The sequence below is a fragment of the Pseudomonas sp. B34(2017) genome, from assembly GCF_002112915.1.
GTDB classification, from domain to species: domain Bacteria; phylum Pseudomonadota; class Gammaproteobacteria; order Pseudomonadales; family Pseudomonadaceae; genus Aquipseudomonas; species Aquipseudomonas pharyngis.
Genome location: NZ_NEJA01000001.1, coordinates 797,121 through 819,084, shown reverse-complemented (window position 1 = coordinate 819,084; position 21,964 = coordinate 797,121). Strand labels below are relative to the sequence as shown.

23 protein-coding genes are annotated in these 21,964 nt (G+C 61.7%); 13 read left to right on the top strand and 10 right to left on the bottom strand.

Features of this window, described 5'->3' with window-relative positions; all coding sequences use genetic code 11:
* Nucleotides 1–6: 6 nt before the first annotated feature.
* From ptsP to CAF80_RS03950, 6 genes are all read right to left on the bottom strand, one after another.
* Nucleotides 7–2,520: a phosphoenolpyruvate--protein phosphotransferase gene (ptsP, locus tag CAF80_RS03975; RefSeq protein WP_085666864.1), complete on the bottom strand. Its 2,514-nt coding sequence runs from the start codon at nt 2,518–2,520 to the stop codon at nt 7–9.
* A gap of 35 nt (nt 2,521–2,555) precedes the next feature.
* Nucleotides 2,556–3,578 carry an SIS domain-containing protein gene (locus CAF80_RS03970; protein WP_134334043.1) on the bottom strand — a complete coding sequence of 341 codons (1,023 nt, stop codon included), beginning with the start codon at nt 3,576–3,578 and terminating at the stop codon, nt 2,556–2,558.
* Nucleotides 3,559–4,665 (bottom strand): N-acetylglucosamine-6-phosphate deacetylase, encoded by a 1,107-nt coding sequence (gene nagA / locus CAF80_RS03965; protein WP_085666862.1) that lies wholly within the window; start codon nt 4,663–4,665, stop codon nt 3,559–3,561. Before nagA ends, CAF80_RS03970 begins: the two co-directional genes overlap by 20 nt.
* 30 nt (nt 4,666–4,695) lie before the next feature.
* Entirely contained in the window at nt 4,696–5,427 is a 732-nt protein-coding gene (locus tag CAF80_RS03960) for a GntR family transcriptional regulator (RefSeq protein ID WP_039769530.1), read from the bottom strand.
* A 330-nt stretch (nt 5,428–5,757) separates the two neighbouring features.
* The gene (locus tag CAF80_RS03955; protein WP_039769532.1) at nt 5,758–6,273 is read right to left on the bottom strand and encodes a murein L,D-transpeptidase family protein; all 516 of its coding nucleotides are present in this window, start codon (nt 6,271–6,273) and stop codon (nt 5,758–5,760) included.
* Nucleotides 6,274–6,375: 102 nt separating this feature from the next.
* Nucleotides 6,376–6,927, bottom strand: coding sequence for an NUDIX hydrolase (locus CAF80_RS03950; RefSeq protein WP_039769534.1), 552 nt, complete (start codon nt 6,925–6,927; stop codon nt 6,376–6,378).
* Between the two features lie 147 nt (nt 6,928–7,074).
* Here CAF80_RS03950 and CAF80_RS03945 point away from each other — a divergent pair, with 147 nt between their 5' ends.
* From CAF80_RS03945 to purT, 5 genes are all read left to right on the top strand, one after another.
* Nucleotides 7,075–7,674, top strand: coding sequence for a CoA pyrophosphatase (locus CAF80_RS03945; RefSeq protein WP_039769535.1), 600 nt, complete (start codon nt 7,075–7,077; stop codon nt 7,672–7,674).
* 47 nt (nt 7,675–7,721) lie between these two features.
* Complete coding sequence (locus CAF80_RS03940; protein ID WP_025112181.1) at nt 7,722–8,246, top strand: gamma carbonic anhydrase family protein; 525 nt, start codon at nt 7,722–7,724, stop codon at nt 8,244–8,246.
* Nucleotides 8,243–8,458 carry a DUF1289 domain-containing protein gene (locus CAF80_RS03935; RefSeq protein ID WP_007954618.1) on the top strand — a complete coding sequence of 72 codons (216 nt, stop codon included), beginning with the start codon at nt 8,243–8,245 and terminating at the stop codon, nt 8,456–8,458. Before CAF80_RS03940 ends, CAF80_RS03935 begins: the two co-directional genes overlap by 4 nt.
* A 65-nt stretch (nt 8,459–8,523) precedes the next feature.
* Nucleotides 8,524–8,991, top strand: coding sequence for a preQ0 transporter (locus CAF80_RS03930; RefSeq protein WP_074691220.1), 468 nt, complete (start codon nt 8,524–8,526; stop codon nt 8,989–8,991).
* A gap of 100 nt (nt 8,992–9,091) precedes the next feature.
* On the top strand, nt 9,092–10,273 hold the full coding sequence (gene purT / locus CAF80_RS03925; protein WP_039769540.1) for a formate-dependent phosphoribosylglycinamide formyltransferase: 1,182 nt from the start codon (nt 9,092–9,094) through the stop codon (nt 10,271–10,273).
* A gap of 42 nt (nt 10,274–10,315) precedes the next feature.
* Here the strand turns inward: purT and CAF80_RS03920 are convergent, their stop codons facing one another.
* The 3 genes from CAF80_RS03920 to CAF80_RS03905 form a co-directional block, all read right to left on the bottom strand.
* The gene (locus tag CAF80_RS03920; RefSeq protein WP_074691222.1) at nt 10,316–11,632 is read right to left on the bottom strand and encodes an MFS transporter; all 1,317 of its coding nucleotides are present in this window, start codon (nt 11,630–11,632) and stop codon (nt 10,316–10,318) included.
* Between the two features lie 235 nt (nt 11,633–11,867).
* Nucleotides 11,868–13,109 carry a transporter associated domain-containing protein gene (locus tag CAF80_RS03910; protein WP_074691225.1) on the bottom strand — a complete coding sequence of 414 codons (1,242 nt, stop codon included), beginning with the start codon at nt 13,107–13,109 and terminating at the stop codon, nt 11,868–11,870.
* 12 nt (nt 13,110–13,121) lie between these two features.
* Nucleotides 13,122–13,934 carry an inner membrane protein YpjD gene (locus CAF80_RS03905; RefSeq protein WP_039769548.1) on the bottom strand — a complete coding sequence of 271 codons (813 nt, stop codon included), beginning with the start codon at nt 13,932–13,934 and terminating at the stop codon, nt 13,122–13,124.
* 209 nt (nt 13,935–14,143) lie between these two features.
* On the opposite strand from CAF80_RS03905, the gene ffh reads away from it, so the two are divergent.
* The 6 genes from ffh to CAF80_RS03875 all read left to right on the top strand — a co-directional run bounded on the left by ffh (nt 14,144) and on the right by CAF80_RS03875 (nt 18,220).
* The gene (gene ffh / locus CAF80_RS03900; protein ID WP_039769551.1) at nt 14,144–15,520 is read left to right on the top strand and encodes a signal recognition particle protein; all 1,377 of its coding nucleotides are present in this window, start codon (nt 14,144–14,146) and stop codon (nt 15,518–15,520) included.
* A 249-nt stretch (nt 15,521–15,769) separates the two neighbouring features.
* Nucleotides 15,770–16,021, top strand: a complete 252-nt coding sequence (gene rpsP / locus CAF80_RS03895; RefSeq protein WP_003185073.1) for a 30S ribosomal protein S16 — start codon at nt 15,770–15,772, stop codon at nt 16,019–16,021.
* Nucleotides 16,022–16,026: 5 nt separating this feature from the next.
* Complete coding sequence (rimM, locus tag CAF80_RS03890) at nt 16,027–16,563, top strand: ribosome maturation factor RimM (protein WP_011332613.1); 537 nt, start codon at nt 16,027–16,029, stop codon at nt 16,561–16,563.
* Between the two features lie 3 nt (nt 16,564–16,566).
* On the top strand, nt 16,567–17,319 hold the full coding sequence (trmD, locus tag CAF80_RS03885; protein WP_039769553.1) for a tRNA (guanosine(37)-N1)-methyltransferase TrmD: 753 nt from the start codon (nt 16,567–16,569) through the stop codon (nt 17,317–17,319).
* Between the two features lie 45 nt (nt 17,320–17,364).
* The gene (rplS, locus tag CAF80_RS03880; RefSeq protein ID WP_003175895.1) at nt 17,365–17,715 is read left to right on the top strand and encodes a 50S ribosomal protein L19; all 351 of its coding nucleotides are present in this window, start codon (nt 17,365–17,367) and stop codon (nt 17,713–17,715) included.
* A 91-nt stretch (nt 17,716–17,806) separates the two neighbouring features.
* Complete coding sequence (locus CAF80_RS03875) at nt 17,807–18,220, top strand: acyl-CoA thioesterase (RefSeq protein WP_011332614.1); 414 nt, start codon at nt 17,807–17,809, stop codon at nt 18,218–18,220.
* Nucleotides 18,221–18,244: 24 nt separating this feature from the next.
* Here the strand turns inward: CAF80_RS03875 and CAF80_RS03870 are convergent, their stop codons facing one another.
* Nucleotides 18,245–20,056 carry a sodium:proton antiporter gene (locus tag CAF80_RS03870; protein WP_085666861.1) on the bottom strand — a complete coding sequence of 604 codons (1,812 nt, stop codon included), beginning with the start codon at nt 20,054–20,056 and terminating at the stop codon, nt 18,245–18,247.
* A gap of 107 nt (nt 20,057–20,163) precedes the next feature.
* Here CAF80_RS03870 and xerD point away from each other — a divergent pair, with 107 nt between their 5' ends.
* Nucleotides 20,164–21,060, top strand: coding sequence for a site-specific tyrosine recombinase XerD (gene xerD, locus CAF80_RS03865; RefSeq protein ID WP_085666860.1), 897 nt, complete (start codon nt 20,164–20,166; stop codon nt 21,058–21,060).
* 143 nt (nt 21,061–21,203) lie between these two features.
* Nucleotides 21,204–21,935, top strand: a complete 732-nt coding sequence (gene dsbC / locus CAF80_RS03860) for a bifunctional protein-disulfide isomerase/oxidoreductase DsbC (protein WP_039769559.1) — start codon at nt 21,204–21,206, stop codon at nt 21,933–21,935.
* The last annotated feature ends 29 nt before the right edge of the window (nt 21,936–21,964 follow it).

The following is a 21,964-nucleotide window of genomic DNA, read 5'->3' as shown; positions in this document are numbered from 1 at the left end:
TTTTTGTTAGCGCAGAGGCCAATGTTGATGACAGGCATGACGCACCGCGGCGGCGCTGCTCAGCTTGAGCAAGTCCCGGGCGAGGCGTTGGCATTCGGCTTCGTGCAACTGGCGCACGCGGTCCTTGATTTCGCCGATCTGTACCGGGCTTACCGACAACTCAGTCACGCCCAGGCCGATCAACACCGGCGTCGCCAGCGGGTCGGAAGCCAGGGCGCCGCACACACCGACCCAGCGTTTATGCACCGCCGCGCCTTCGCAGGTCATGGCGATCAGGCGCAGCAGCGCCGGGTGCAAGGCATCGACCCGTGCGGCGAGGCCGGCGTGGTCGCGGTCCATGGCCAGGGTGTATTGCGACAGGTCGTTGGTGCCGATGGACAGGAAGTCGGCGTGCTCGGCCAGTTGTTCGGCTTGCAGGGCGGCGGCCGGGACTTCGATCATCACGCCGATTTCCGGACGTTGATTGATGCCCAGTTCCAGACACAGCGCATCGACCCGCTGGCGGATGTGCAGCAGTTCGTCGACCTCGGTGACCATCGGCAGCAGGATCCGGCAGCGCTGCAGCGGGCTGACTTGCAGCAGTGCGCACAGTTGCTGGTCGAGGATTTCCGGGCGGGCCTGGGCCAGGCGAATGCCGCGCAGGCCGAGTACCGGGTTGGCTTCGACCGGCAGCGGCAGGTAGTCGAGTTGTTTGTCGCCACCGACGTCGATGGTGCGGATGATCACCGACTTGTCGCCCATGGCATCGATCACCGCTTGATAGGCGGCGCGTTGTTCTTCGACGTCCGGCGCAGTCTGGCGGTCGACGAACAGAAATTCGGTGCGCAACAGGCCGACGCCGTCGGCGCCGTTGGCAAACGCATCCGCCGCTTCGTGGCTGGAGGCGACGTTGGCGACCACTTCGATGGATACGCCGTTGCGGGTTTCGGCCGGCAGATGGGCCTGGGCCTGCTGGGCGTCGCGCCGTTGTTGACGGTCGATTTGCGCCTGCTGCACTTCGGCCAGACGCTCGGCATTCGGCGTCAGCTCGAGGCGACCGCCGTCGGCGTCGAGGACCACCGACAGGCCTTGCGCTTGATCGAGCAGCGCCGAGCCCAGTGCGACCACGCACGGCAGGCCTTTGCCCCGAGCCAGAATCGCCACGTGGGAAGTCGCGCCACCTTCGGCCATGCACAAACCGGCGACGCCTTGCGCGCTCAGTTGCAGCAGGTCCGACGGCGTCAGTTCGTGGGCGGCGACGATGGCGCCGACCGGCACGTCGTAGTGCCAGGCTTCGCCGAGCAGGGCGCGCAGCACTCGTTGCCTGAGGTCGCGCAGATCGTTGGCGCGCTCGGCCAGCAGTGGGCTGCCGGTGTTTTGCAGCACTTGGCATTGCGCATCGATGGACTGGCTCCAGGCGTGGGTCGCCGCCGTGCCGGTTTCAATCGATTGCTGGGCGGCGTCGAGCAAGGCCGGGTCTTCCAGCAAGGCCAGGTGCGCGGCGAAGATCGCTTCTTCGTCGGCATTGCGCTGTTTTTTCGCCTGGGCGAGGGTGCCGTCGATTTCGCTGCGAACCTGATTCAGCGCGGTGTCGAGAATCTGTAGTTGATGTTCGGGCTGATGATTGCCGCTGTCGGCCGGCAGGCTGATCGCGTTCAGACGAAACAGCGGCCCGCCGACCAGGCCCGGTGCGGCGCACACACCGTGCAACACGCCAGCCTCTGCCGGGCGATTGCGTGGAGCGGCGGCAACCGGTGCGGCGGCATGATGGTCTTCGGGCAGTGCGGTGGCCAGCGCAGTGAGCAAGGCTTGCAGCGCAGCCTGTGCGTCCGGGCCCTGGCAACTGACTTGCACTTCGTCCTGCTCGCCAATCGCCAGGCCCATCAAGCCGATGAGGCTGTTGCACGATGCCGACTTGCCGGCGAAATGCAGCTGCGATTGGCTCTTGAACCCTTGCGCGGTCTGGCGGATCAACGCCGCCGGGCGCGCATGCAGACCGCCGCGATGGGCAACCTGCACGTGACCGAGAACTTCCGGGCCGCCGAGTTCTTCTGCATTCGCCGCTGTGCTGTGACGAGCGACGATGTGCAGCAGCGGCTCGCCGACCTTCACCGTTTTCAGGGTGATGGGGCGCGCCTGGAAATCCTGGCTGTTGGTCAGGATCAGCAGGCTGACCAGGCTTTTGCACTGGCGGCCGACCTTGTCCAGGTCATAGCGCAGCAGCGGCTGGCCATTGCTGACCCGCGCGCCTTCCTTGACCAGCATCGAGAAGCCTTCACCTTGCAATTCCACTGTGTCCAGACCGAGGTGCAGCAACAGCTCGGCGCCGTTGTCGGCGCGTACGGTCAGCGCATGGCCGGTGCGGGCGACGTGGATCACCACCCCGGCGCAGGGCGAATACAGGGTGTCGTTCAGCGGATCGATGGCAATGCCGTCGCCCATCGCGCCGCTGGCGAACACCGCGTCCGGAACGTTGGCGAGCGTGAGCACCGGGCCGCTGAGCGGGGCGCTTAAAGTCAGCTCTTTATTGTTGTTGTGCATGGCTCGGTCTCATCAGGAAAACGTTCGGTTCGGACTCAGTGCGTACGGGTGACTTTGCTCAGGTGTCGCGGCTGATCCGGGTCCATGCCACGGGCCACGGCCAGACCGGCCGCCATCACGTAGAAACTCTGGATCGCGAGGATCGGATCGAGGGCCGGGTGCTCGGCGCGGCTCAGGGTCAGGTCGCGCTCGCTGACGTCATCCGGTGCGGCCAGCAGCACGCGGGCGCCGCGCTGACGCATCTCGGCTGCCAGGCTCAGCAGACCGGCCTGTTCGGCACCGCGCGGGGCGAACACCAGCAACGGGTAGTGTTCGTCGATCAGGGCCATCGGGCCGTGTCGGACTTCGGCGCTGCTGAAGGCTTCGGCCTGGATTGCCGAGGTTTCCTTGAATTTCAGCGCGGCTTCCTGAGCGATGGCGAAACCGGCGCCACGGCCGATCACCATTAACCGCTCGCAATCGCGCAGGGCGTCGATGGCCAGGCTCCAGTCCTGTTGCGCAGCTTCGCGCAGGCCTTCGGGCAGGGCGTTGTGCGCCTCCAGCAATTCGGCGTCTTCTTTCCAGTGGGCGATCAGACGGGCGCTGGCGCTGAGGGTGGCGATGAAACTCTTGGTCGCGGCGACGCTGCTTTCGGTGCCGGCCAGCAATGGCAGGCTGAATTCACAGGCAGCCTCCAGCGGCGAATCGGCGGCGTTGACCATCGACACACTGAGCGCGCCACGTTTGCGCAGCAGGCGCAGGCTGTTGACCAGATCCGGGCTCTGCCCCGATTGGGAAAACGCGAACGCAACCTGACCGCTGACCTTCAACGGCGCCTGTTGCATGGTCACCACCGACATCGGCAGCGACGCCACCGGAACCCCCAGTTGCTGCATGGTCAGGTAGGCGAAGTAGCTCGCCGCATGGTCGGAGCTGCCTCGGGCGACGGTCATTGCCACTTGCGGCGGCTGACGGCGCAGGCGCCCGGCGATCTCGATCATTGGCGGGTCGAGCTGCTGCAGTTGGGCTTGCACGGCCTCGAACGAGGACAGCGCCTCCTCAAGCATTTTTGAAGTCAATGTCTTCTCCTTCGACCATGACGGCGGTCAGTGTGAGTGAGCGATCCAGCCGCACGCAGTCGGCCCAGGCGCCAGGTGCAAGGCGCCCGCGTTCGGTGATGCCGAGGTAGTCGGCGGGGAATTGCGAAAGACGCTGTGAGGCCTCGGCGATCGGCAGACCGATTTTCACCAGATTGCGCAGGGCCTGATCCATGGTCAGGGTGCTGCCGGCCAGCGTGCCGTCGGGCAGGCGCACGCCGCCCAGGCATTTGGTGACGGTGTGGCTGCCGAGCTTGTACTCGCCGTCGGGCATGCCGGCGGCGGCGGTCGAGTCGGTCACGCAGTACAGGCACGGAATCGAACGCAGGGCCACGCGGATCGCGCCGGGGTGCACGTGCAGCAAATCCGGAATCAGCTCGGCGAATGTGGCGTGGGCGAGGGCGGCGCCGACGATGCCCGGCTCGCGGTGATGCAGCGGGCTCATGGCGTTGTACAAGTGGGTGAAACTGGTGGCGCCGGCTTCGAGGGCGGCGACGCCTTCCTCGTAACTGCCGAGGGTGTGGCCGATCTGCATGCGGATGCCACGGCTGCTGAGTTCACGAATCAAGCCGTCATGGCCGGCGATTTCCGGGGCGATGGTGATCACGCGGATCGGTGCTAGCGCCAGATAGTCTTCGACTTCGGCCATCAACGCGGTGTGGGCGAAGTTCGGCTGGGCGCCGAGTTTGCCGGGATTGATGTACGGGCCTTCGAGGTGAACGCCGAGGACTCGGGCGGAGCCTTTCGGGCGCTGTTCACAGAACTCGCCGACTTCCCTGAGCACGCTGGAAATCTCGGCACTCGGCGCGGTCATGGTGGTGGCCAGCAGCGAGGTGGTGCCGAAGCGCACGTGGGTCTTGGTGATGGTCTCGAACGCGCTGGCGCCTTCCATGATGTCCTTGCCGCCACCGCCGTGGACGTGCAGGTCGATGAAACCCGGCAGCAGATACGGCAAGTCATTGGTCACCGGATCGCAAGGCACGCCTTCGATCGACACGACCCTGCCGTGTTCGTGGATCAGCCGGCCGCGAATCCAGCCGCCAGCGGTGAGGATGTTGTCTTCAGACATTTCGCTTCTCTCGTTTGGCCTGGCTGCTGATCAGCGGCGAAGCTCTGCAACAAAGTCGTAGTAGTCGTTGCGGCAATAGGTGTCGGTGACTTCGATCGGCGTGTTGTCTTCCAGGTAGCCGACCCGGGTCATCAGCAGCATCGCGGTGCCGGGGGCGATGCCGACGAGTGCGGCGAACTCGTCCGAGGCGTTGATCGCCTGGATGTGCTGCAAGGCGCGCACGATCGGCTTGCCGATGCTGTCGAGGTGTTCGTAGAGGGAATCGCCCACCACCTGTGGCTTGGGCATGATCGAGGCGGGCAGGGTGCTCATCTCGATGGCCATCACGGTGTCGTCGGCCTTGCGCAGGCGTTTCATGCGCGCGACCTTGTCGTTCGGCGACAGGCCGAGGCGGATCAGTTCTTCGTGGGTGGGCAGGGTGATTTCCCGTTCCAGCCATTGCGAGCTGGGCACGAAGCCCTTGAGGCGCAGCATTTCGCTGAAACCCGACAAGCGTGACAGCGGTTGTTCCAGGCGTGGGGTGATGAAGGTGCCGGAACCTTGCAGGCGGCGGATCAAACCTTGGTCGAGCAGAACCTCCAATGCCTTGCGCGCGGTCACTCGGGAAATCCCCAGCAGTTCGCTGAGATTGCGCTCCGACGGCATCGCCTGTTCGGCTTTCCACTGGCCGGCATGGATCGCCGCTTCCAGGTTGCGCGCCAGTTGCAGGTATAGCGGCGTCGGCTGGGAGTCGTCGGGGCGTAGGGCGTGGAGGTCGTTCATGTAAGGCATTTCCGGCGCTGATGTAGGATTGTTGTCGCTCGGTTGTCGGGCGAAAACTAATACCACTTGCATACCATGTCAACGCGTCGGAAATGCCTGTAGGCCTATGGGTTCGAGGGTTTCAAGGTGGGTGGTTTCAAGTGGTATTAGAGGTGGACTGTGAAACGCAAAAGATCGCAGTCTGCGGCCGTTCTGGCGGGTGAAAGTGGTATCACCGTTCAGGCCTGGCCGCAGGCTGCGATCTTTTGAATTTATTTTTTACGGGCGACCAATGGTCAGGAGAAAGGGCCGCATCGCGGCCCGCAGAGAGCTGGCACCCTGGTGAAAGAATCAGGGGCGGATTTCGATCATCGTGCCATCCGGCACCAGGTTCCAGACTTCGCGCATGTCGATGTTGCGCATGGCAATGCAGCCGTCGGTCCAGTCGAGGGTGTGGAACAGTTGTTCCGGGGTGTCCTCGGAGTCGGGTGTGCCATGGATCATGATCATTCCGCCAGGCTCGACGCCTTCGCGCCGTGCGCGGGCGGAGTCGCTGATGTTCGGGTAGGAGATGTGCATCGACAGGTTGAATTTGTCACTGGTCTTGCGCCAGTCGATCCAATAGAAACCTTCCGGTGTGCGTTTGTCGCCTTCAATCAGTTTCGGGCCTTTTTTCGCCCCTTTGCCCAAGGAAATACGATAGCTCTTGAGTGGCTTGCCGTCGGCTATGAGCTGCAGTTGATGAGCCGATTTGAGCACCAGTACTTTTTCGATGAATGGGGTGTTCGAAGGCGTCACGGTGGTCACGAATGACGCTTGGGAGGCGGTGACGAATGACAGGCAGAACAGGGCAAGCAACCAGCGCATTGAAACGATTCCCCGGAAATGAAGCAGATACTTTATTTATAGATAGTGTGCAGGCGCTGTCGCGGGCTGCGTTAGCCGGTTATCGGCCGGCCGCCGCCGAAATCAAGTGATGGCCGGTTGAGCGAGCGGCGGGATCGATTCGGAGCGAACCGGATAGACCTCGACGCGCCGGTCAGCGAAGAAGCATTCCAGAGTACGGCCCACCGTGCGGAAAGCCAGCTCGTCCCAGGGAATGTCTTTCTCGTCGAACAATTGCACTTCCAGGCTTTCGGGTCCGGCGGCGAAGTCCAGATCCGCCAGCTCGGCGCGGAAAAACACATGCACCTGACTGATGTGCGGCACGTCGATCAGGGTGTAGATGCTCAGGTTGCGCACCCGGGCGCAGGCTTCCTCGGCGGTTTCGCGGATGGCGGCCTGTTCGATGGTCTCGCCGTTCTCCATGAAACCGGCAGGCAGGGTCCAGTAACCGAGGCGTGGCTCGATGGCGCGGCGACACAGCAGGACCTTGGTGCCCCAGGTCGGTACACAACCGGCCACGATATTGGGGTTCTGGTAGTGAATCGTCTGACAGCTGTCGCAGACGAATCGCAGCCGCGAGTCGCCTTCGGGAATGCGCTGGGTCACCGGGTTGCCGCACTGGCTGCAAAATTTCATGCTGGGGTTCCTGAATGCTGCGCCTATCTTGGCGTGCAGCGGTGTCAGTCGGCAAGTTGTCGTTTCGCGACATGACCCCCGTTCGGGGGTTGGGCGGTCGCAATGATTGGTGCATGATGCAGGGTAAGGCACCGATCGAGAACACTTATGCTGGACGAGCTACTGCACCGGGTAAGCAATCACACGCCGCGCACGCTGGAGACCGACACGCGTTTCCCCGAGGCCGCTGTCCTGGTGCCGATTACTCGCAGTGACGAACCCGAACTTGTCCTCACCCTGCGGGCCAGCGGCCTTTCGACCCACGGCGGCGAAGTCGCCTTCCCCGGTGGACGACGGGATCCGGAAGACCCGGACCTGGTGTTTACCGCTCTGCGTGAAGCCGAAGAGGAAATCGGCCTGCCGCCGGGACTGGTCGAAGTGATCGGTCCGCTCAGCCCGCTGATTTCCCTGCATGGCATCAAGGTCACTCCGTATGTCGGGGTGATTCCCGATTTTGTCGAATACCAGGCCAATGATGCCGAGATCGCTGCGGTGTTCAGTGTGCCGCTGGAGTTCTTCCGCAAGGATCCGCGCGAACACACCCACCGCATCGACTATCAGGGTCGCAGTTGGTACGTGCCGAGCTATCGTTACGGCGAATACAAGATCTGGGGGCTGACGGCAATCATGATCGTCGAGTTGATCAACCTGCTCTATGACGCCAGAATCAGCCTGCATCAACCGCCCAAAAGCTTCATCAATACCTGAAGCCATCGTTCGAACGGCCAGCCATCGTGAGCCCTGAGGAAAACAAGATGAAATACCGCCTGGGCGACGCCCGTGTCGACACCCATCCGCAGAGCTGGGTCGCCCCCAATGCCGTGCTGGTGGGCAAGGTCAGACTGGAAGAGGGCGCCAACGTCTGGTTCAACGCCGTGCTGCGCGGCGACAACGAACTGATCCTGATCGGCAAGAACAGCAATGTTCAGGACGGCACGGTGATGCACACCGACATGGGCTATCCGCTGACCATCGGCACCGGCGTGACCATCGGCCACAACGCCATGCTCCACGGCTGCACGGTCGGCGACTACAGCCTGATCGGCATCAACGCAGTCATTCTCAACGGCGCGAAGATCGGCAAGAACTGCATCATCGGCGCCAACTCGCTGATCGGCGAAGGCAAGGAAATTCCTGACGGCTCGCTGGTGATGGGCTCGCCGGGCAAGGTGGTGCGCGAACTCACTGAGCCGCAGAAGAAAATGCTCGAAGCCAGTGCCGCGCACTATGTGCATAACTCCCAGCGCTATGCGCGCGATCTGGTCGAGCAGGAAGAATGACAACCCCGGAAAGACCTGTCGCCTCGCCGTGCGTGAGCATTTGCGCGCTGGACGAAGACGATATTTGCACCGGTTGCCAGCGCACGGTCGAGGAGATCACTCGCTGGAGCCGCATGACCAATGATGAACGCCGGGTTGTGCTCGGGCTGTGCCATGAGCGGGCCAAGGCCAGTGGCCTGGTCTGGATGATCGGCAAAACGCCGGGGCAATAGCCGATTTGATTGGCGTCATCGAAGGGCTGAAGTAACCTGTGCGCCAAATTGACAGGTCACGCCCCATGATTTTCCTCATCTCTTACATCAGCAGCGTCGTGCTGATCAACTTCGCCTTCTCCACCGCGCCGCACCTGGACATCATCTGGTCGGCCTGGGGCGGGTTGGTGTTCGTGCTGCGCGACATGGTGCAGACCCGTTTCGGTCATGGCGCGATCGTGGCGATGCTGGCGGCACTGGTGCTGTCTTATGTCACGTCCGATCCATCGATTGCGCTGGCCAGCGCCACGGCGTTCGCGGTCTCCGAGTGCATTGACTGGCTGGTATTCACCATCACCAGGCGCCCGTTGCGCGACCGCTTGTGGATCAGTTCGGCGCTGAGCATTCCCCTCGATACCTTCATCTTCTTTGGCATGATCGACCTGCTGACGCCGCCAGTGCTTATCACCGCGCTGGCCTCGAAGTTCGCCGGTGTTACCGCCGTCTGGCTGATCATGGCCTGGCGCGAACGCAAACAGGCTGTCGCCGGCTGAAGCCAAACCCTCAGGTTCATGTAAAATGCCGCGCTTTCTCCCCATGGAAAGCGCGTCTGGCGTTGCTTTCCTCGATGATCCGCTTCTTTGAGGACCTGAGATGACCCGTATCGGAACTCCATTGTCGCCGACCGCGACCCGCGTATTGCTGTGTGGCTGTGGTGAGTTGGGCAAGGAAGTGGTGATCGAGCTGCAACGCCTGGGCGTTGAAGTGATCGCCGTTGACCGTTACGCCAACGCGCCGGCCATGCAGGTTGCCCATCGCAGCCACGTGATCAACATGCTCGATGGTGCCGCCCTTCGTGCAGTGATCGAAGCCGAGAAGCCGCACTTCATCGTGCCGGAAATCGAAGCCATCGCCACTGCCACGCTGGTCGAACTGGAGGCCGAAGGCTTCACCGTGATCCCGACCGCTCGCGCCGCGCAACTGACCATGAACCGCGAAGGCATCCGTCGACTGGCTGCCGAAGAGCTGGACCTGCCGACTTCGCCGTACCACTTCGCCGACACCTTCGAGGATTACAGCAAGGCCGTTCAGGACCTCGGCTTTCCGTGCGTCGTAAAACCGGTGATGAGTTCTTCGGGCAAGGGCCAGAGCCTGCTGCGCAGCGCCGATGACGTGCAGAAAGCCTGGGATTACGCGCAAGAGGGCGGTCGCGCCGGCAAAGGTCGGGTGATCATCGAAGGCTTTATCGATTTCGACTACGAAATCACTCTGCTGACCGTGCGTCATGTCGGCGGCACGACGTTCTGTGCTCCAGTCGGCCACCGTCAGGAAAAGGGCGACTATCAGGAATCCTGGCAGCCTCAGGCGATGAGCCCGGTGGCGCTGGCTGAATCCGAGCGCGTTGCCAAAGCCGTGACCGAAGCGTTGGGCGGTCGTGGCCTGTTCGGCGTCGAGCTGTTCATCAAAGGCGATCAGGTGTGGTTCAGCGAAGTGTCGCCGCGCCCGCACGACACCGGTCTGGTGACCCTGATTTCCCAGGACCTGTCGCAGTTCGCCCTGCACGCCCGGGCGATCCTCGGTCTGCCGGTGCCGCTGATCCGTCAGTTCGGCCCATCGGCTTCGGCGGTGATTCTGGTGGAAGGCCAGTCGACCCAGACCGCATTCGCCAACCTCGGTGCTGCACTGAGCGAGCCGGATACCGCGCTGCGTCTGTTCGGCAAGCCTGAAGTCAATGGTCAGCGTCGCATGGGTGTTGCGCTGGCGCGTGACGAGTCGATTGAAGCGGCCCGCGCCAAGGCGACCCGTGCTTCCCAGGCTGTTGTTGTAGAGCTGTAATCACGCCATCTGATCGCTCCCGCCCGGGAGCGATCTTTGCGCTTACACCACCTGATTCAGGTCGTTATTGCGCGTCTCCTTCAGGCACAGCACAGCGATCAAGCTGAGCACCGCTGCCGCCGACACATACCCGCCGACGTAACTCAAACCACCCGTCGCCACCAGTTTCTGCGCGAAGAACGGCGCCGCCGAGGCTCCGACGATGCCGCCGAGGTTGTAGGCTGCCGATGCGCCGGTATACCGCACGTGCGTCGGAAACAGTTCCGGTAGCAATGCTCCCATCGGGGCGAATGTCACGCCCATCAGAAACAGTTCGATGCACAGGAACAGCGCCACGCCCCAGGTCGATCCCTGAGTCAGCAGCGGCTCCATCAGAAATCCGGAAAGAATCGCCAGCACACCGCCGACGATCAGCACCGGTTTGCGTCCGTAACGATCACTGGCCCATGCCGACAGCGGCGTCGCGGCTGCCATGAACAGCACCGCGAAGCACAGCAGTCCGAGGAAAGTCTCGCGGCTGTAACCCAATGTTGATACGCCATAGCTCAGGGAAAACACGGTCGAGATGTAGAACAGCGCGTAACACACCACCATGGCGGCGGCGCCCAGCAGCGTCGGCGCCCAGTATTGGCTGAACAGCTCGACCAGCGGCACTTTCACTCGTTCCTGGCGGGCAATGGCATTGGCGAACACCGGGGTTTCGTGAAGCTTGAGGCGCACGTACAGCCCGACCATCACCAGCACGGCGCTGAGCAGGAACGGAATCCGCCAGCCCCAGCTGCGGAATTGATCGTCGCTCAGGCTCATGGCCAACGTCAGGAACAGACCGTTGGCAGCCAGAAAACCAATCGAAGGGCCGAGTTGCGGGAACATGCCGAACCACGCCCGTTTGCCTTTCGGGGCGTTTTCGGTCGCCAGCAGCGCCGCGCCACCCCATTCGCCCCCCAATCCCAGGCCCTGGCCGAAGCGCAGCACGCAGAGCAGGATCGGTGCCCAGGCGCCGATAGTGTCATAACCCGGCAGCACGCCGATCAGCGTGGTGCAGACACCCATCAGCAGCAGTGAGGCCACCAAAGTGGATTTACGCCCGATGCGGTCGCCGAAGTGGCCGAACAGCGCCGAGCCCAGCGGTCGTGCAAGGAAGGCGATGCCGAAGGTAAGGAATGCCGAGAGCATCTGCGCCGTGCCGGAGGTCTGCGGGAAGAACACCGGCCCGATCACCAGCGCAGCGGCGGTGGCGTAGACGTAGAAATCGTAGAACTCGATGGCCGTGCCGATGAAACTCGCGGTGGCCACGCGGGTGGCGGAGTTGGTCGGTTGGGCGGGCGTGGTGTCGCTGTAAGCGGTACTGGTCGTCATGCGGTGATCCCTGACAGTCATGAGCTCCGTTGGAGCGAATTATTATGGTCGAACACCCAGGGATGTGGGATGAGGCGCGATCGCTGCTTCAGGTAGGAACAGTCGTCGGTGTGGTGCGGATATTGCCAATGAACCGGCCGGAATTTGTCGGGTGCGGGGTAAGCACGCGGTTCGGCGGGGCTTGGGTAAGCACCGCGATTATAGGAAGGTGGCTAACGATTGAACAAGGGGCTGCCTAGCGGGCAGGGGCGAGCGCCGGGGCTGAGGAGGTGTGCCAGATCAGGACCTTGCTGACCCGGTTCTCTTCGGTTTCGAGAATCTCCAGCCGGTAGCGGCCGATCTTCAGGCAGACCGCGCTTTCCGGGATGGTTTCCAGCGCTTCGGTCACCAGGCCATTGAGGGTCCGGGGGCCGTCGCTGGGCAGGTGCCAGCCCAGGCATTTGTTCAGTTCGCGAATCGACGCCGCGCCATCGATCACCATGCGGCCATCGGCTTGCGGGTGGATGTGCGGGTTGTCGAGGCTGTGCTCGCTTTCGAATTCGCCGACGATCTCTTCGAGAATGTCTTCCAGGGTGACAATCCCCAGTACTTCGCCGTACTCGTCCACCACCATGCCCAGCCGCCGCTGCTGCTTGTGGAAGTTCAGCAGCTGCAGTTGCAGCGGGGTGCTTTCGGGAACGAAGTAGGGCTCGTAACTGGCCGCCAGCAAGGCTTCGCGGGTCAGGTTGCCATTGTCCAGCAAATGGCGGACCTGCCGGGTGTTGAGCACCGCCTCGACCTGATTGATATCGCTGTGAAACAGCGGCAGACGAGTACGACGGTTGTGGCGCAGTTGCTCGGTGATTTCTTCGATCGGATCGTCGAGGTTGATGCCGTCGACATCGCTGCGCGGCACCAGAATGTCGTTGACCGTGATGTTATCCAGCGCATGGATGCCCGAAACCGGGTGCGGGCGCACTGGATGATCGGGGTCATCATGACGCTCCGCCGGCACATCGTCTTCGCTTTGTTGCACCACCTGGGCCTTGCGGATGAACGGGCGCATCAGCAAACCACTGACGCGGCTGAGCAGCCAGGCAAGCGGGTAAACGACCTTCAGCGGTACCGCCAGCAGCGTATTGCCGAACGACAACACCGCATCCGGATAACGCTGGGCGAGGGCGCGGGGGAAATAGTCGGCAAAAACCAGCAGCAGGGCGCCGGCGCCAAGGCAAGCCGCCCAGGGGCCGTTTTCTTCACAGAGAAAGATTGCCAGCAGCGTGGCCAGAATGACGGCGAGGGCGCGGCACAGGGTATTGCAGAGGATCAGGCTGTCGAGCGGGAAGCTGAGCCTGGCCAGGGGCTTGTCGCTGGCGCGGGAAGCGGTGCGTTGCGCGAGCAGGTGCTGTTGCGCCGCTTCGACGGCGGTAAACAGCCCTGACCAGAGAATCAGCAGGGCAAATACCGCGAGCATCGGCCCTATGGGCAAACCGTCCATTTATGCCGCCCGTCAGATGTGCAGGATGTATTCACGGACCAGTTTGCTGCCGAAATACGCGAGCATCAGCAGGCAGAAACCGGCGAGGGTCCAGCGGATTGCCTTGTGTCCGCGCCAGCCGAGGCGGTTACGGCCCCACAGCAGGACGCTGAACACGATCCAGGCCAGGCAGGCCAGCAGGGTTTTATGCACCAGATGCTGGGCAAACAGGTTCTCGACGAACAGCCAGCCGGAGATCAACGACAGCGACAGCAATGTCCAGCCAGCCCAGAGGAAGCCGAACAGCAGGCTTTCCATGGTTTGCAGTGGCGGGAAGTTCTTGATCAGCCCGGACGGGTGCTTGTGCTTGAGCTGATGATCCTGCACCAGCAGCAACAAGGCCTGGAACACCGCGATGGTGAACATGCCGTAGGCGAGGATCGACAACAGGATGTGCGCGAGGATGCCCGGTTCTTCATCGATGATCTGCACCGTACCGGCCGGCGCGAACTGCGCCAGCAGCACCGTGATCGCACCCAGCGGGAACAGCAGCACCAGCAGGTTTTCCACCGGAATCCGCGAGCAGGCGAGCAGGGTCAGGGCAATGACCGCCGCAGCGATCAGGCTCGAAGCGCTGAAGAAATCCAGGCCCAGACCGATCGGTGTCAATAAATGCGTAAGCAGGCTGGCGCTGTGGGCCAGCACGGCGAGAACGCCGAGCGAGACCAGCAGGCGCTTGTTGGCCTTGGCGCCAGTGGCCAGGCGGGTGCCCTGATAGAGGGTCGCAGCGGCGTAGAGAAGGGCGGCGGCGAGGGTGGTCAGCAAACTCGGTGACAAGGGGAGCATAAATCCTGTTAGGCAAGCCCGAAAGGGGCTGAGTTTGGCATAGAACCGCCGTTGCACGAAAGACCGGCAAGCTGACAGCGAGGTGTCCGCCAGCCGCAGTCTTCGCTATAATCCGCGACCTGCCCACGCCGCAGGCTCGCCGAGCACATGTTGATTCCGGTCTGGGCCGCCATTATCCCGGTCTACACAGGGCCTGAAAGGATCGCGCAATGTTTGAAAACTTAACCGACCGTCTCTCGCAGACGCTGCGCCATGTCACCGGCAAGGCGAAGCTGACCGAGGACAATATCAAAGACACCCTGCGCGAAGTGCGCATGGCGTTGCTCGAGGCCGACGTCGCCCTGCCGGTGGTCAAGGACTTCGTCAATTCGGTCAAGGAGCGCGCTGTCGGCACCGAGGTGTCGCGCAGCCTGACGCCGGGCCAGGCGTTTGTGAAGATCGTCCAGGCCGAACTGGAAAGCCTGATGGGCGCGGCCAACGAAGACTTGAACCTGAGCGCCGTGCCGCCTGCCGTCATTCTGATGGCCGGTCTGCAGGGTGCGGGTAAAACCACCACCGCCGGCAAACTGGCGCGCTTCCTTAAAGAGCGCAAGAAAAAGTCGGTCATGGTCGTGTCGGCGGACATCTACCGTCCTGCTGCTATTAAACAGCTGGAAACTTTGGCCAACGACATCGGCGTGACGTTCTTCCCGTCCGACCTGAGCCAGAAACCGGTCGACATCGCCAGCGCAGCTATTAAAGAAGCAAAACTGAAATTCATCGACGTGGTCATCGTCGACACCGCCGGTCGTCTGCACATCGATGAAGAGATGATGGGCGAGATCAAGGCGCTGCACGCCGCGATCAATCCGGTTGAAACCCTGTTCGTGGTCGACGCCATGACCGGTCAGGACGCGGCCAACACGGCCAAGGCCTTCGGTGATGCGCTGCCGCTGACCGGCGTGATCCTGACCAAGGTCGACGGTGATGCCCGTGGCGGTGCCGCGCTGTCCGTTCGCGCTATCACCGGCAAGCCGATCAAGTTCATCGGTATGGGCGAGAAGAGCGAAGCGCTCGATCCGTTCCACCCCGAGCGTATCGCTTCGCGGATCCTCGGCATGGGCGACGTGCTCAGCCTGATCGAACAGGCTGAAGCGACCCTCGACAAGGACAAGGCCGACAAGCTTGCCAAGAAGCTGAAGAAGGGCAAGGGCTTCGACCTCGAAGACTTCCGCGATCAGCTGCAACAGATGAAGAACATGGGCGGCCTCGGCGGGCTCATGGACAAGCTGCCGAGCATCGGCGGCGTCAATCTCTCGCAAATGGGCAATGCCCAGAGCGCCGCAGAGAAGCAGTTCAAACAGATGGAAGCCATCATCAATTCCATGACCCCGGCCGAGCGCCGCGACCCTGAGCTGATCAGCGGTTCGCGCAAGCGCCGGATCGCCATGGGTTCCGGCACCCAGGTGCAGGACATCGGTCGCTTGATCAAGCAGCACAAGCAGATGCAGAAGATGATGAAGAAATTCTCCGCCAAGGGCGGAATGGCGAAAATGATGCGCGGCATGGGCGGAATGTTGCCCGGCGGCGGCATGCCAAAGATGTAAAAGAACTCGCCGGTCGTCGCACCGGCGCAGTCCCGCAAGGAAGCGGGATCCACAGCAAACCCGCACTCGGCGGGAGCTGACTGGCCGTTTTGAACGACGGCCCCATATGCAAATCTGCACGGCATGCCACAGGCGCCGGAAAAAGTCATTTGCAAAAGTCCGGATATTCCTTAGAATATGCGGCCTTTCGGGCACCCATGCCCGCTGTGCATTTAGATTTGCAGCACCGACTACAGGAACGATGTTCACATGCTAACAATCCGTCTTGCCCTTGGCGGCTCCAAAAAGCGCCCGTTTTACCACCTGACCGTAACCGACTCCCGCAACCCGCGTGACGGTTCCCACAAAGAACAGGTTGGCTTCTTCAACCCTGTTGCCCGTGGTCAGGAAATCCGTCTGTCCGTGAACCAAGAGCGCGTTGCCTACTGGCTGAGCGTTGGTGCACAGCCTTCTGAGCGTGTTGCTCAGTTGCTGAAGGAATCTGCCAAGGCTGCAGCCTGAGCAGTATGAGCGCGACGCCAGAAAAAGCTGATGATCTGATCGTTGTCGGCAAGATTTTTTCGGTTCACGGCGTTCGCGGCGAGGTGAAGGTCTTTTCCTTTACCGATCCGATTGAAAACCTGTTGGGCTATCGCAACTGGACGCTTCGGCGCGAAGGCGTGGTGAAACAGGTCGAGCTGGTCAGCGGCCGATCCACTCAAAAGGATCTGGTTGTGAAGCTCAAAGGCCTCGACGATCGCGATGAAGCCCGTCTTCTGAGCGGTTACGAGATTTGCATCCCGCGAAGCCTTTTGCCCGACCTGACCGCCGACGAGTACTACTGGTACCAGTTGGAAGGTCTGAGCGTCATCAATCAGGACGAACAATTGTTCGGCAAGGTTGATCACCTGTTGGAGACCGGCGCGAACGATGTATTGGTGGTCAAGCCCTGCGTTGGCAGCCTGGATGATCGCGAGCGGTTGTTGCCCTATACGGAGCAATGCGTGCTGGCAATCGACCTGGAAGCAGGCGTGATGAGGGTGGAATGGGACGCGGACTTCTAAGCAATGGCCAGCCTGCGCGTAGACGTCATTACGCTGTTCCCCGAGATGTTCTCGGCCATCAGTGAGTACGGCATTACCAGTCGTGCGGTCAAACAGGGGCTCTTGCAGCTGACCTGTTGGAATCCGCGGGATTACACGACGGATCGACATCACACTGTGGACGATCGCCCGTTTGGCGGTGGTCCGGGCATGGTGATGAAGATCAAGCCCCTGGAAGATGCACTGGTTCAGGCCAAGGCAGCAGCCGGGGAGGCGGCGAAGGTGATTTACCTGTCCCCCCAAGGCCGTCAACTGACTCAGTCGGCGGTACGCGAACTGGCGAAATCGGATGCATTGATCCTGATTGCCGGTCGCTATGAAGGCATTGACGAGCGCTTTATTGAGGCTCATGTCGATGAAGAGTGGTCGATTGGTGACTATGTGTTGTCTGGCGGCGAGCTGCCGGCCATGGTCATGATCGATGCGGTTACACGACTGCTGCCCGGAGCTTTAGGGCATGCGGATTCCGCTGAGGAAGATTCCTTTACGGATGGTCTGCTGGATTGCCCGCACTACACCCGACCTGAGGTGTATGCGGATCAGCGTGTTCCCGACGTGTTGCTGAGTGGCAATCACGCGCATATCCGGCGTTGGCGTTTACAGCAGTCCCTTGGCAGGACCTTTGAACGACGCGCCGATCTTCTGGAAAGCCGCTCGCTTTCTGGAGAAGAGAAGAAGCTGCTCGAGGAATACATCCGCGAGCGGGACGATAGTTAACAACGTATCGATGGTAGATCAGACGATTTACCTTAGGAGCACAGCATGACCAACAAAATCATCCTTGCACTCGAAGCAGAGCAGATGACCAAAGAAATCCCTACCTTTGCCCCAGGCGACACCATCGTCGTTCAGGTGAAAGTGAAGGAAGGCGATCGTTCCCGTCTGCAAGCGTTCGAAGGCGTTGTAATCGCCAAGCGTAACCGCGGCGTGAACAGTGCGTTCACCGTTCGTAAAATCTCCAACGGTGTTGGCGTAGAACGTACTTTCCAGACCTACTCCCCGCAAATCGACAGCATGGCTGTCAAGCGTCGCGGTGACGTACGTAAAGCCAAGCTGTACTACCTGCGCGACCTGTCGGGTAAAGCAGCTCGCATCAAGGAAAAACTGGCTTAAGTCCAGCTTCCGATGCAGAAAAAAGCAGCCTACGGGCTGCTTTTTTGTTGCCCGCAATTTATCCACCGCATTTCTGTTTCAGGCCTGACCCATGACCCCTCGCGAGCAAGAAATCGAACGCCGCACCGAACTCTCGGTGACCCGCGTGACCAAGGCGGTGTTCCCGCCGACCACCAACCACCACAACACCCTGTTCGGCGGCACTGCGCTGGCCTGGATGGACGAAGTGTCGTTCATCACCGCCACCCGGTTTTGCCGTTTGCCGCTGGTGACGGTGTCGACCGATCGCATCGACTTCAATCACGCGATCCCGGCAGGTTCCATCGTCGAGCTGGTTGGGCGGGTGATCAAGGTTGGCAACACCAGTCTCAAGGTCGAGGTGGAAGTGTTCGTCGAAAGCATGAGCTGTGACGGGCGTGAGAAAGCCATTCATGGGCAGTTCAGCTTTGTTGCCATCGATGATGACAAGCGTCCGGTGCCGGTGCTGCCGGGTTTCGCGGCCTGATCCAGCACCGAGCCGCGAATCTATTTATGCAGCGGCGTTGGCCTCAGGCTGAATCAGCGCCAGCAACGTCCACCCAGGCCCCGGCTTCAACACGGTTTCCGGCGTCACGACATGCACCCAGCCGCTGTCATCGCGCATGAACAGCAGCGTCGCGCGATTGCCATGCAGCGCGCGGTAATCGTCCCAGCCAAACCCGTCCGTCAGCGTCGTGCTGTAAAGATCGGCACCTTGCCCCAGTTGACTGGCGAGTCTGGCGTAAGTCAGCGCCTCGCTCCCCAGTTGATTGCCTCGATGTTCGAGGCTGGCGCGGTGCTTGTCGCTGCGACGGCTTTCCTGACCGCTGGCCAGCCCGAACAGCCGCTGATGGCCAAATTCATGACGAAAGCGCATGGCCGCCAGTGTATTGAGTTCGCCCGACGGTGACAGCGCCAGCAAATGCCCCAGTCCGACCAGGTCCAGATGCGCATCGGCGTGCTGTGAGGCCGGATTGCCGAAGTAGGTCGGCAAGCCATCCATGCGCGCGGCGCGGATATTTTCCCAGCTTGAATCCGTCAGCAGCACCCGGCTGCCCAGCTGTTGCAGCGACTTGCCGAGCAAGCGCGCAGGCCCGTTCGCCCCGACAATCAGGAACCCGCTCGGCGCCGGTTCCGCAACCTTCAACAAGCGCGCCAGTGGCCGGGCCGTCGCACTTTGCAGCACGACAGTGCCTATGATCACCGCGAAAGTCAGCGGTACCAGCAACAGCGCACCTTCATGGCCCGCTTCATCCAGGCGAATCGCGAAGATCGCCGAGACCGCCGCCGCGACGATCCCGCGCGGGGCAATCCAGCACAACAGCGCACGTTCACGCCAACTCAGGCTCGAACCGGCGGTGCTCAGCACCACGTTCAACGGTCGGGCGATCAGCTGAATCACCAGCAACAGGATCAACACCAGCGGCCCGAGACCGATCAACGCGTTCAGATCCAGTCGTGCCGCCAGCAGGATGAACAGTCCGGAAATCAGCAGCACGCTGAGATTTTCCTTGAAGTGCAGGATGTGCCGCACATCCACCCCCTTCATGTTCGCCAGCCACATGCCCATCAACGTCACCGCCAACAGCCCGGATTCGTGCATGACCTGGTTGGCGGCGATGAATATCCCCAGCACCGCGGCGAGCGATGCCAGATTGTGCAAATACTCCGGTAGCCATTGGCGCCGGATGATCGTGCCGAGCAGCCAGCCACCGGCAACGCCGAACGCACTGCCGCAGACAATCACACCACCGAAGGTCAGCAGACTCTGTTCCAGGCCGTGGCCTTCGGCCCGGGCGATGATGAAGCTGTAGACCACCACCGCGAGCAGCGCGCCGATCGGGTCGATCACAATCCCTTCCCAGCGCAGGATGTTGGCGATCGAAGCCTTCGGCCGCACCACGCGCAGCATCGGCACGATCACGGTCGGCCCGGTCACCAGGGTCAGGCTGCCGAACAGGATCGCCAACAGCCAGTCGAAGCCCAGCAGCCAGTGGGTCGCGACCGCAATCACTACCCATGTCGAGAGCGCACCGATTGTGACCAGCCGATGCACGACGCTGCCGATCTCGCGCCATTCCGACAGGTGCAGGGTCAGGCTGCCTTCAAACAGAATCAGCGCCACCGCCAGCGACACCAATGGCATCAGCAACGGGCCGAACATTTCCTGCGGGTCGAGCCAGCCCAGCACGGGGCCCGCCAGAATGCCGGTCAGCAGCAGAAACAGAATCGCCGGCAGCTTAAGGCGCCAGGCGAGCCATTGGCAGCCCAGTGCGGCAGCGCCGATACCACCGAAAGCCAACAGAATTTGCTGCTCGTTCATTGAAGCTCCCTGTTCCTTGAAATAGCGGGCTATGAAAGACTAGCGGCCATTTCAACCGTTCACTCTTTATTTGCGCGCAGTGCCAAGCCTGCGTGTCTTGAGCGCCCATGCCTGCCATCGACCACCCACTGATCGACCAGTTTCTCGACGCCCTCTGGCTGGAAAAAGGTCTCTCCGACAACACTCGCGACGCCTACCGCAGTGATCTCGCGCTGTTCAATGGCTGGTTGCAGGACAAAGGTCTCGAACTGGTCAATGCCGGTCGCGAACTGATCCTCGATCACCTGGCCTGGCGTCTGGAACAGAACTACAAACCTCGCTCTACGGCGCGATTTCTCTCCGGTGTGCGTGGCTTTTATCGCTATCTGCTGCGGGAAAAGCTGATTTCGGTTGATCCAACTTTGCGCGTGGATATGCCGCAACTCGGTCGGCCGCTGCCCAAATCCCTGTCGGAAGCCGACGTCGAAGCGCTGCTGAAGGCGCCGGACTTGAGCGAAGCCATCGGCCAGCGCGATCGCGCCATGCTCGAAGTCTTGTATGCCTGCGGCCTGCGTGTCACCGAGCTGATCAGCCTGACGCTGGAACAGGTCAACCTGCGTCAGGGCGTGTTGCGGGTGATGGGCAAGGGCAGCAAGGAGCGGCTGGTGCCGATGGGCGAGGAGGCGATTGTCTGGGTCGAGCGCTACCTGCGTGACGGTCGCGGTGAGCTGCTCGGCGGGCGCCCGAGCGATGTGCTGTTCCCCAGTCAGCGCGGCGAGCAGATGACTCGCCAGACTTTCTGGCACCGTATCAAGCATCAGGCCAAGGTTGCCGGAATCGGCAAGTCACTGTCACCGCACACCCTGCGTCACGCGTTTGCCACACACCTGCTCAACCATGGCGCCGACCTGCGGGTGGTGCAGATACTGTTGGGCCACAGCGACCTGTCGACCACGCAGATCTACACTCACGTCGCCCGGGCACGTTTGCAGGATCTGCATGCCAAACATCACCCGCGTGGCTGAGCGCATTTTGTCTTGCGACAGGCGCATTCGGCCACGGGAGCCTTATGTGGTAGGCTTTGCCGGTTTGCACGATGGGCGGTTATGACCCGGTGTTCCGGCACGGGCGTTCTGATCGTTCCATTTGTCCGCCTTCAGGAGTTCTCATGCGTCTGACCCAGATTTTCGCCGCCGCAGCCATTGCGTTGGTCAGCACCTTTGCCGTCGCCGATGACGCGGCCGACAAAGCGATTCGCCAAAGCCTGGAAAACCTCCAGCTCGATGTGCCGGTCGATACCATCACCGCCAGTCCGCTGCCAGGCCTGTACGAAGTCAAGCTCAAGGGCAGTCGCGTGCTCTACGCCAGCGCCGACGGCCAGTACATCGTTCAGGGCTACATGTTCCAGCTCAAGGACGGCAAACCGGTCAACTTGACCGAGAAGACCGAGCGCCTGGGCATTTCCAAACTGATCAATGCGATCCCGGTAGCCGAGACCGTGGTTTACCCGGCCGTGGGTGAAACCAAGTCGCACATCACCGTTTTCACCGACACCACTTGCCCGTACTGCCACAAGCTGCACGCTGAAGTGCCCGAGCTGAACAAGCGCGGCATCGAAGTGCGTTACGTCGCGTTCCCGCGTCAGGGCCTGAATTCGCCGGGTGACGAACAGCTGCAAGCGGTGTGGTGCTCGAAAGACAAGAAAGCGGCCATGGACAAAATGGTCGATGGCAAGGAAATCAAGGCCGCCAAGTGCGATAACCCGGTTTCCAAACAGTTCGCCCTCGGTCAGTCGATCGGCGTGAACGGTACACCGGCCATCGTTTTGGCCGACGGACAAGTCATTCCGGGCTACCAGCCTGCGCCACAAGTCGCCAAACTGGCGCTGGGCGCGAAGTAATTCGCATCGTCACGCTCAGGCGTTGACGA

Bases quoted from the DNA above. Each gene is read 5' to 3' on its own strand.
- ptsP (WP_085666864.1), bottom strand. From the start codon at position 2,520: ATGCACAACAACAATAAAGAGCTGACTTTAAGCGCCCCGCTCAGCGGC.
- nagA (WP_085666862.1), bottom strand. From the start codon at position 4,665: ATGTCTGAAGACAACATCCTCACCGCTGGCGGCTGGATTCGCGGCCGG.
- CAF80_RS03960 (WP_039769530.1), bottom strand. From the start codon at position 5,427: ATGAACGACCTCCACGCCCTACGCCCCGACGACTCCCAGCCGACGCCG.
- CAF80_RS03955 (WP_039769532.1), bottom strand. From the start codon at position 6,273: ATGCGCTGGTTGCTTGCCCTGTTCTGCCTGTCATTCGTCACCGCCTCC.
- CAF80_RS03950 (WP_039769534.1), bottom strand. From the start codon at position 6,927: ATGAAATTTTGCAGCCAGTGCGGCAACCCGGTGACCCAGCGCATTCCC.
- CAF80_RS03945 (WP_039769535.1), top strand. From the start codon at position 7,075: ATGCTGGACGAGCTACTGCACCGGGTAAGCAATCACACGCCGCGCACG.
- CAF80_RS03940 (WP_025112181.1), top strand. From the start codon at position 7,722: ATGAAATACCGCCTGGGCGACGCCCGTGTCGACACCCATCCGCAGAGC.
- CAF80_RS03935 (WP_007954618.1), top strand. From the start codon at position 8,243: ATGACAACCCCGGAAAGACCTGTCGCCTCGCCGTGCGTGAGCATTTGC.
- CAF80_RS03930 (WP_074691220.1), top strand. From the start codon at position 8,524: ATGATTTTCCTCATCTCTTACATCAGCAGCGTCGTGCTGATCAACTTC.
- purT (WP_039769540.1), top strand. From the start codon at position 9,092: ATGACCCGTATCGGAACTCCATTGTCGCCGACCGCGACCCGCGTATTG.
- CAF80_RS03920 (WP_074691222.1), bottom strand. From the start codon at position 11,632: ATGACGACCAGTACCGCTTACAGCGACACCACGCCCGCCCAACCGACC.
- CAF80_RS03910 (WP_074691225.1), bottom strand. From the start codon at position 13,109: ATGGACGGTTTGCCCATAGGGCCGATGCTCGCGGTATTTGCCCTGCTG.
- CAF80_RS03905 (WP_039769548.1), bottom strand. From the start codon at position 13,934: ATGCTCCCCTTGTCACCGAGTTTGCTGACCACCCTCGCCGCCGCCCTT.
- ffh (WP_039769551.1), top strand. From the start codon at position 14,144: ATGTTTGAAAACTTAACCGACCGTCTCTCGCAGACGCTGCGCCATGTC.
- rpsP (WP_003185073.1), top strand. From the start codon at position 15,770: ATGCTAACAATCCGTCTTGCCCTTGGCGGCTCCAAAAAGCGCCCGTTT.
- rimM (WP_011332613.1), top strand. From the start codon at position 16,027: ATGAGCGCGACGCCAGAAAAAGCTGATGATCTGATCGTTGTCGGCAAG.
- trmD (WP_039769553.1), top strand. From the start codon at position 16,567: ATGGCCAGCCTGCGCGTAGACGTCATTACGCTGTTCCCCGAGATGTTC.
- rplS (WP_003175895.1), top strand. From the start codon at position 17,365: ATGACCAACAAAATCATCCTTGCACTCGAAGCAGAGCAGATGACCAAA.
- CAF80_RS03875 (WP_011332614.1), top strand. From the start codon at position 17,807: ATGACCCCTCGCGAGCAAGAAATCGAACGCCGCACCGAACTCTCGGTG.
- CAF80_RS03870 (WP_085666861.1), bottom strand. From the start codon at position 20,056: ATGAACGAGCAGCAAATTCTGTTGGCTTTCGGTGGTATCGGCGCTGCC.
- xerD (WP_085666860.1), top strand. From the start codon at position 20,164: ATGCCTGCCATCGACCACCCACTGATCGACCAGTTTCTCGACGCCCTC.
- dsbC (WP_039769559.1), top strand. From the start codon at position 21,204: ATGCGTCTGACCCAGATTTTCGCCGCCGCAGCCATTGCGTTGGTCAGC.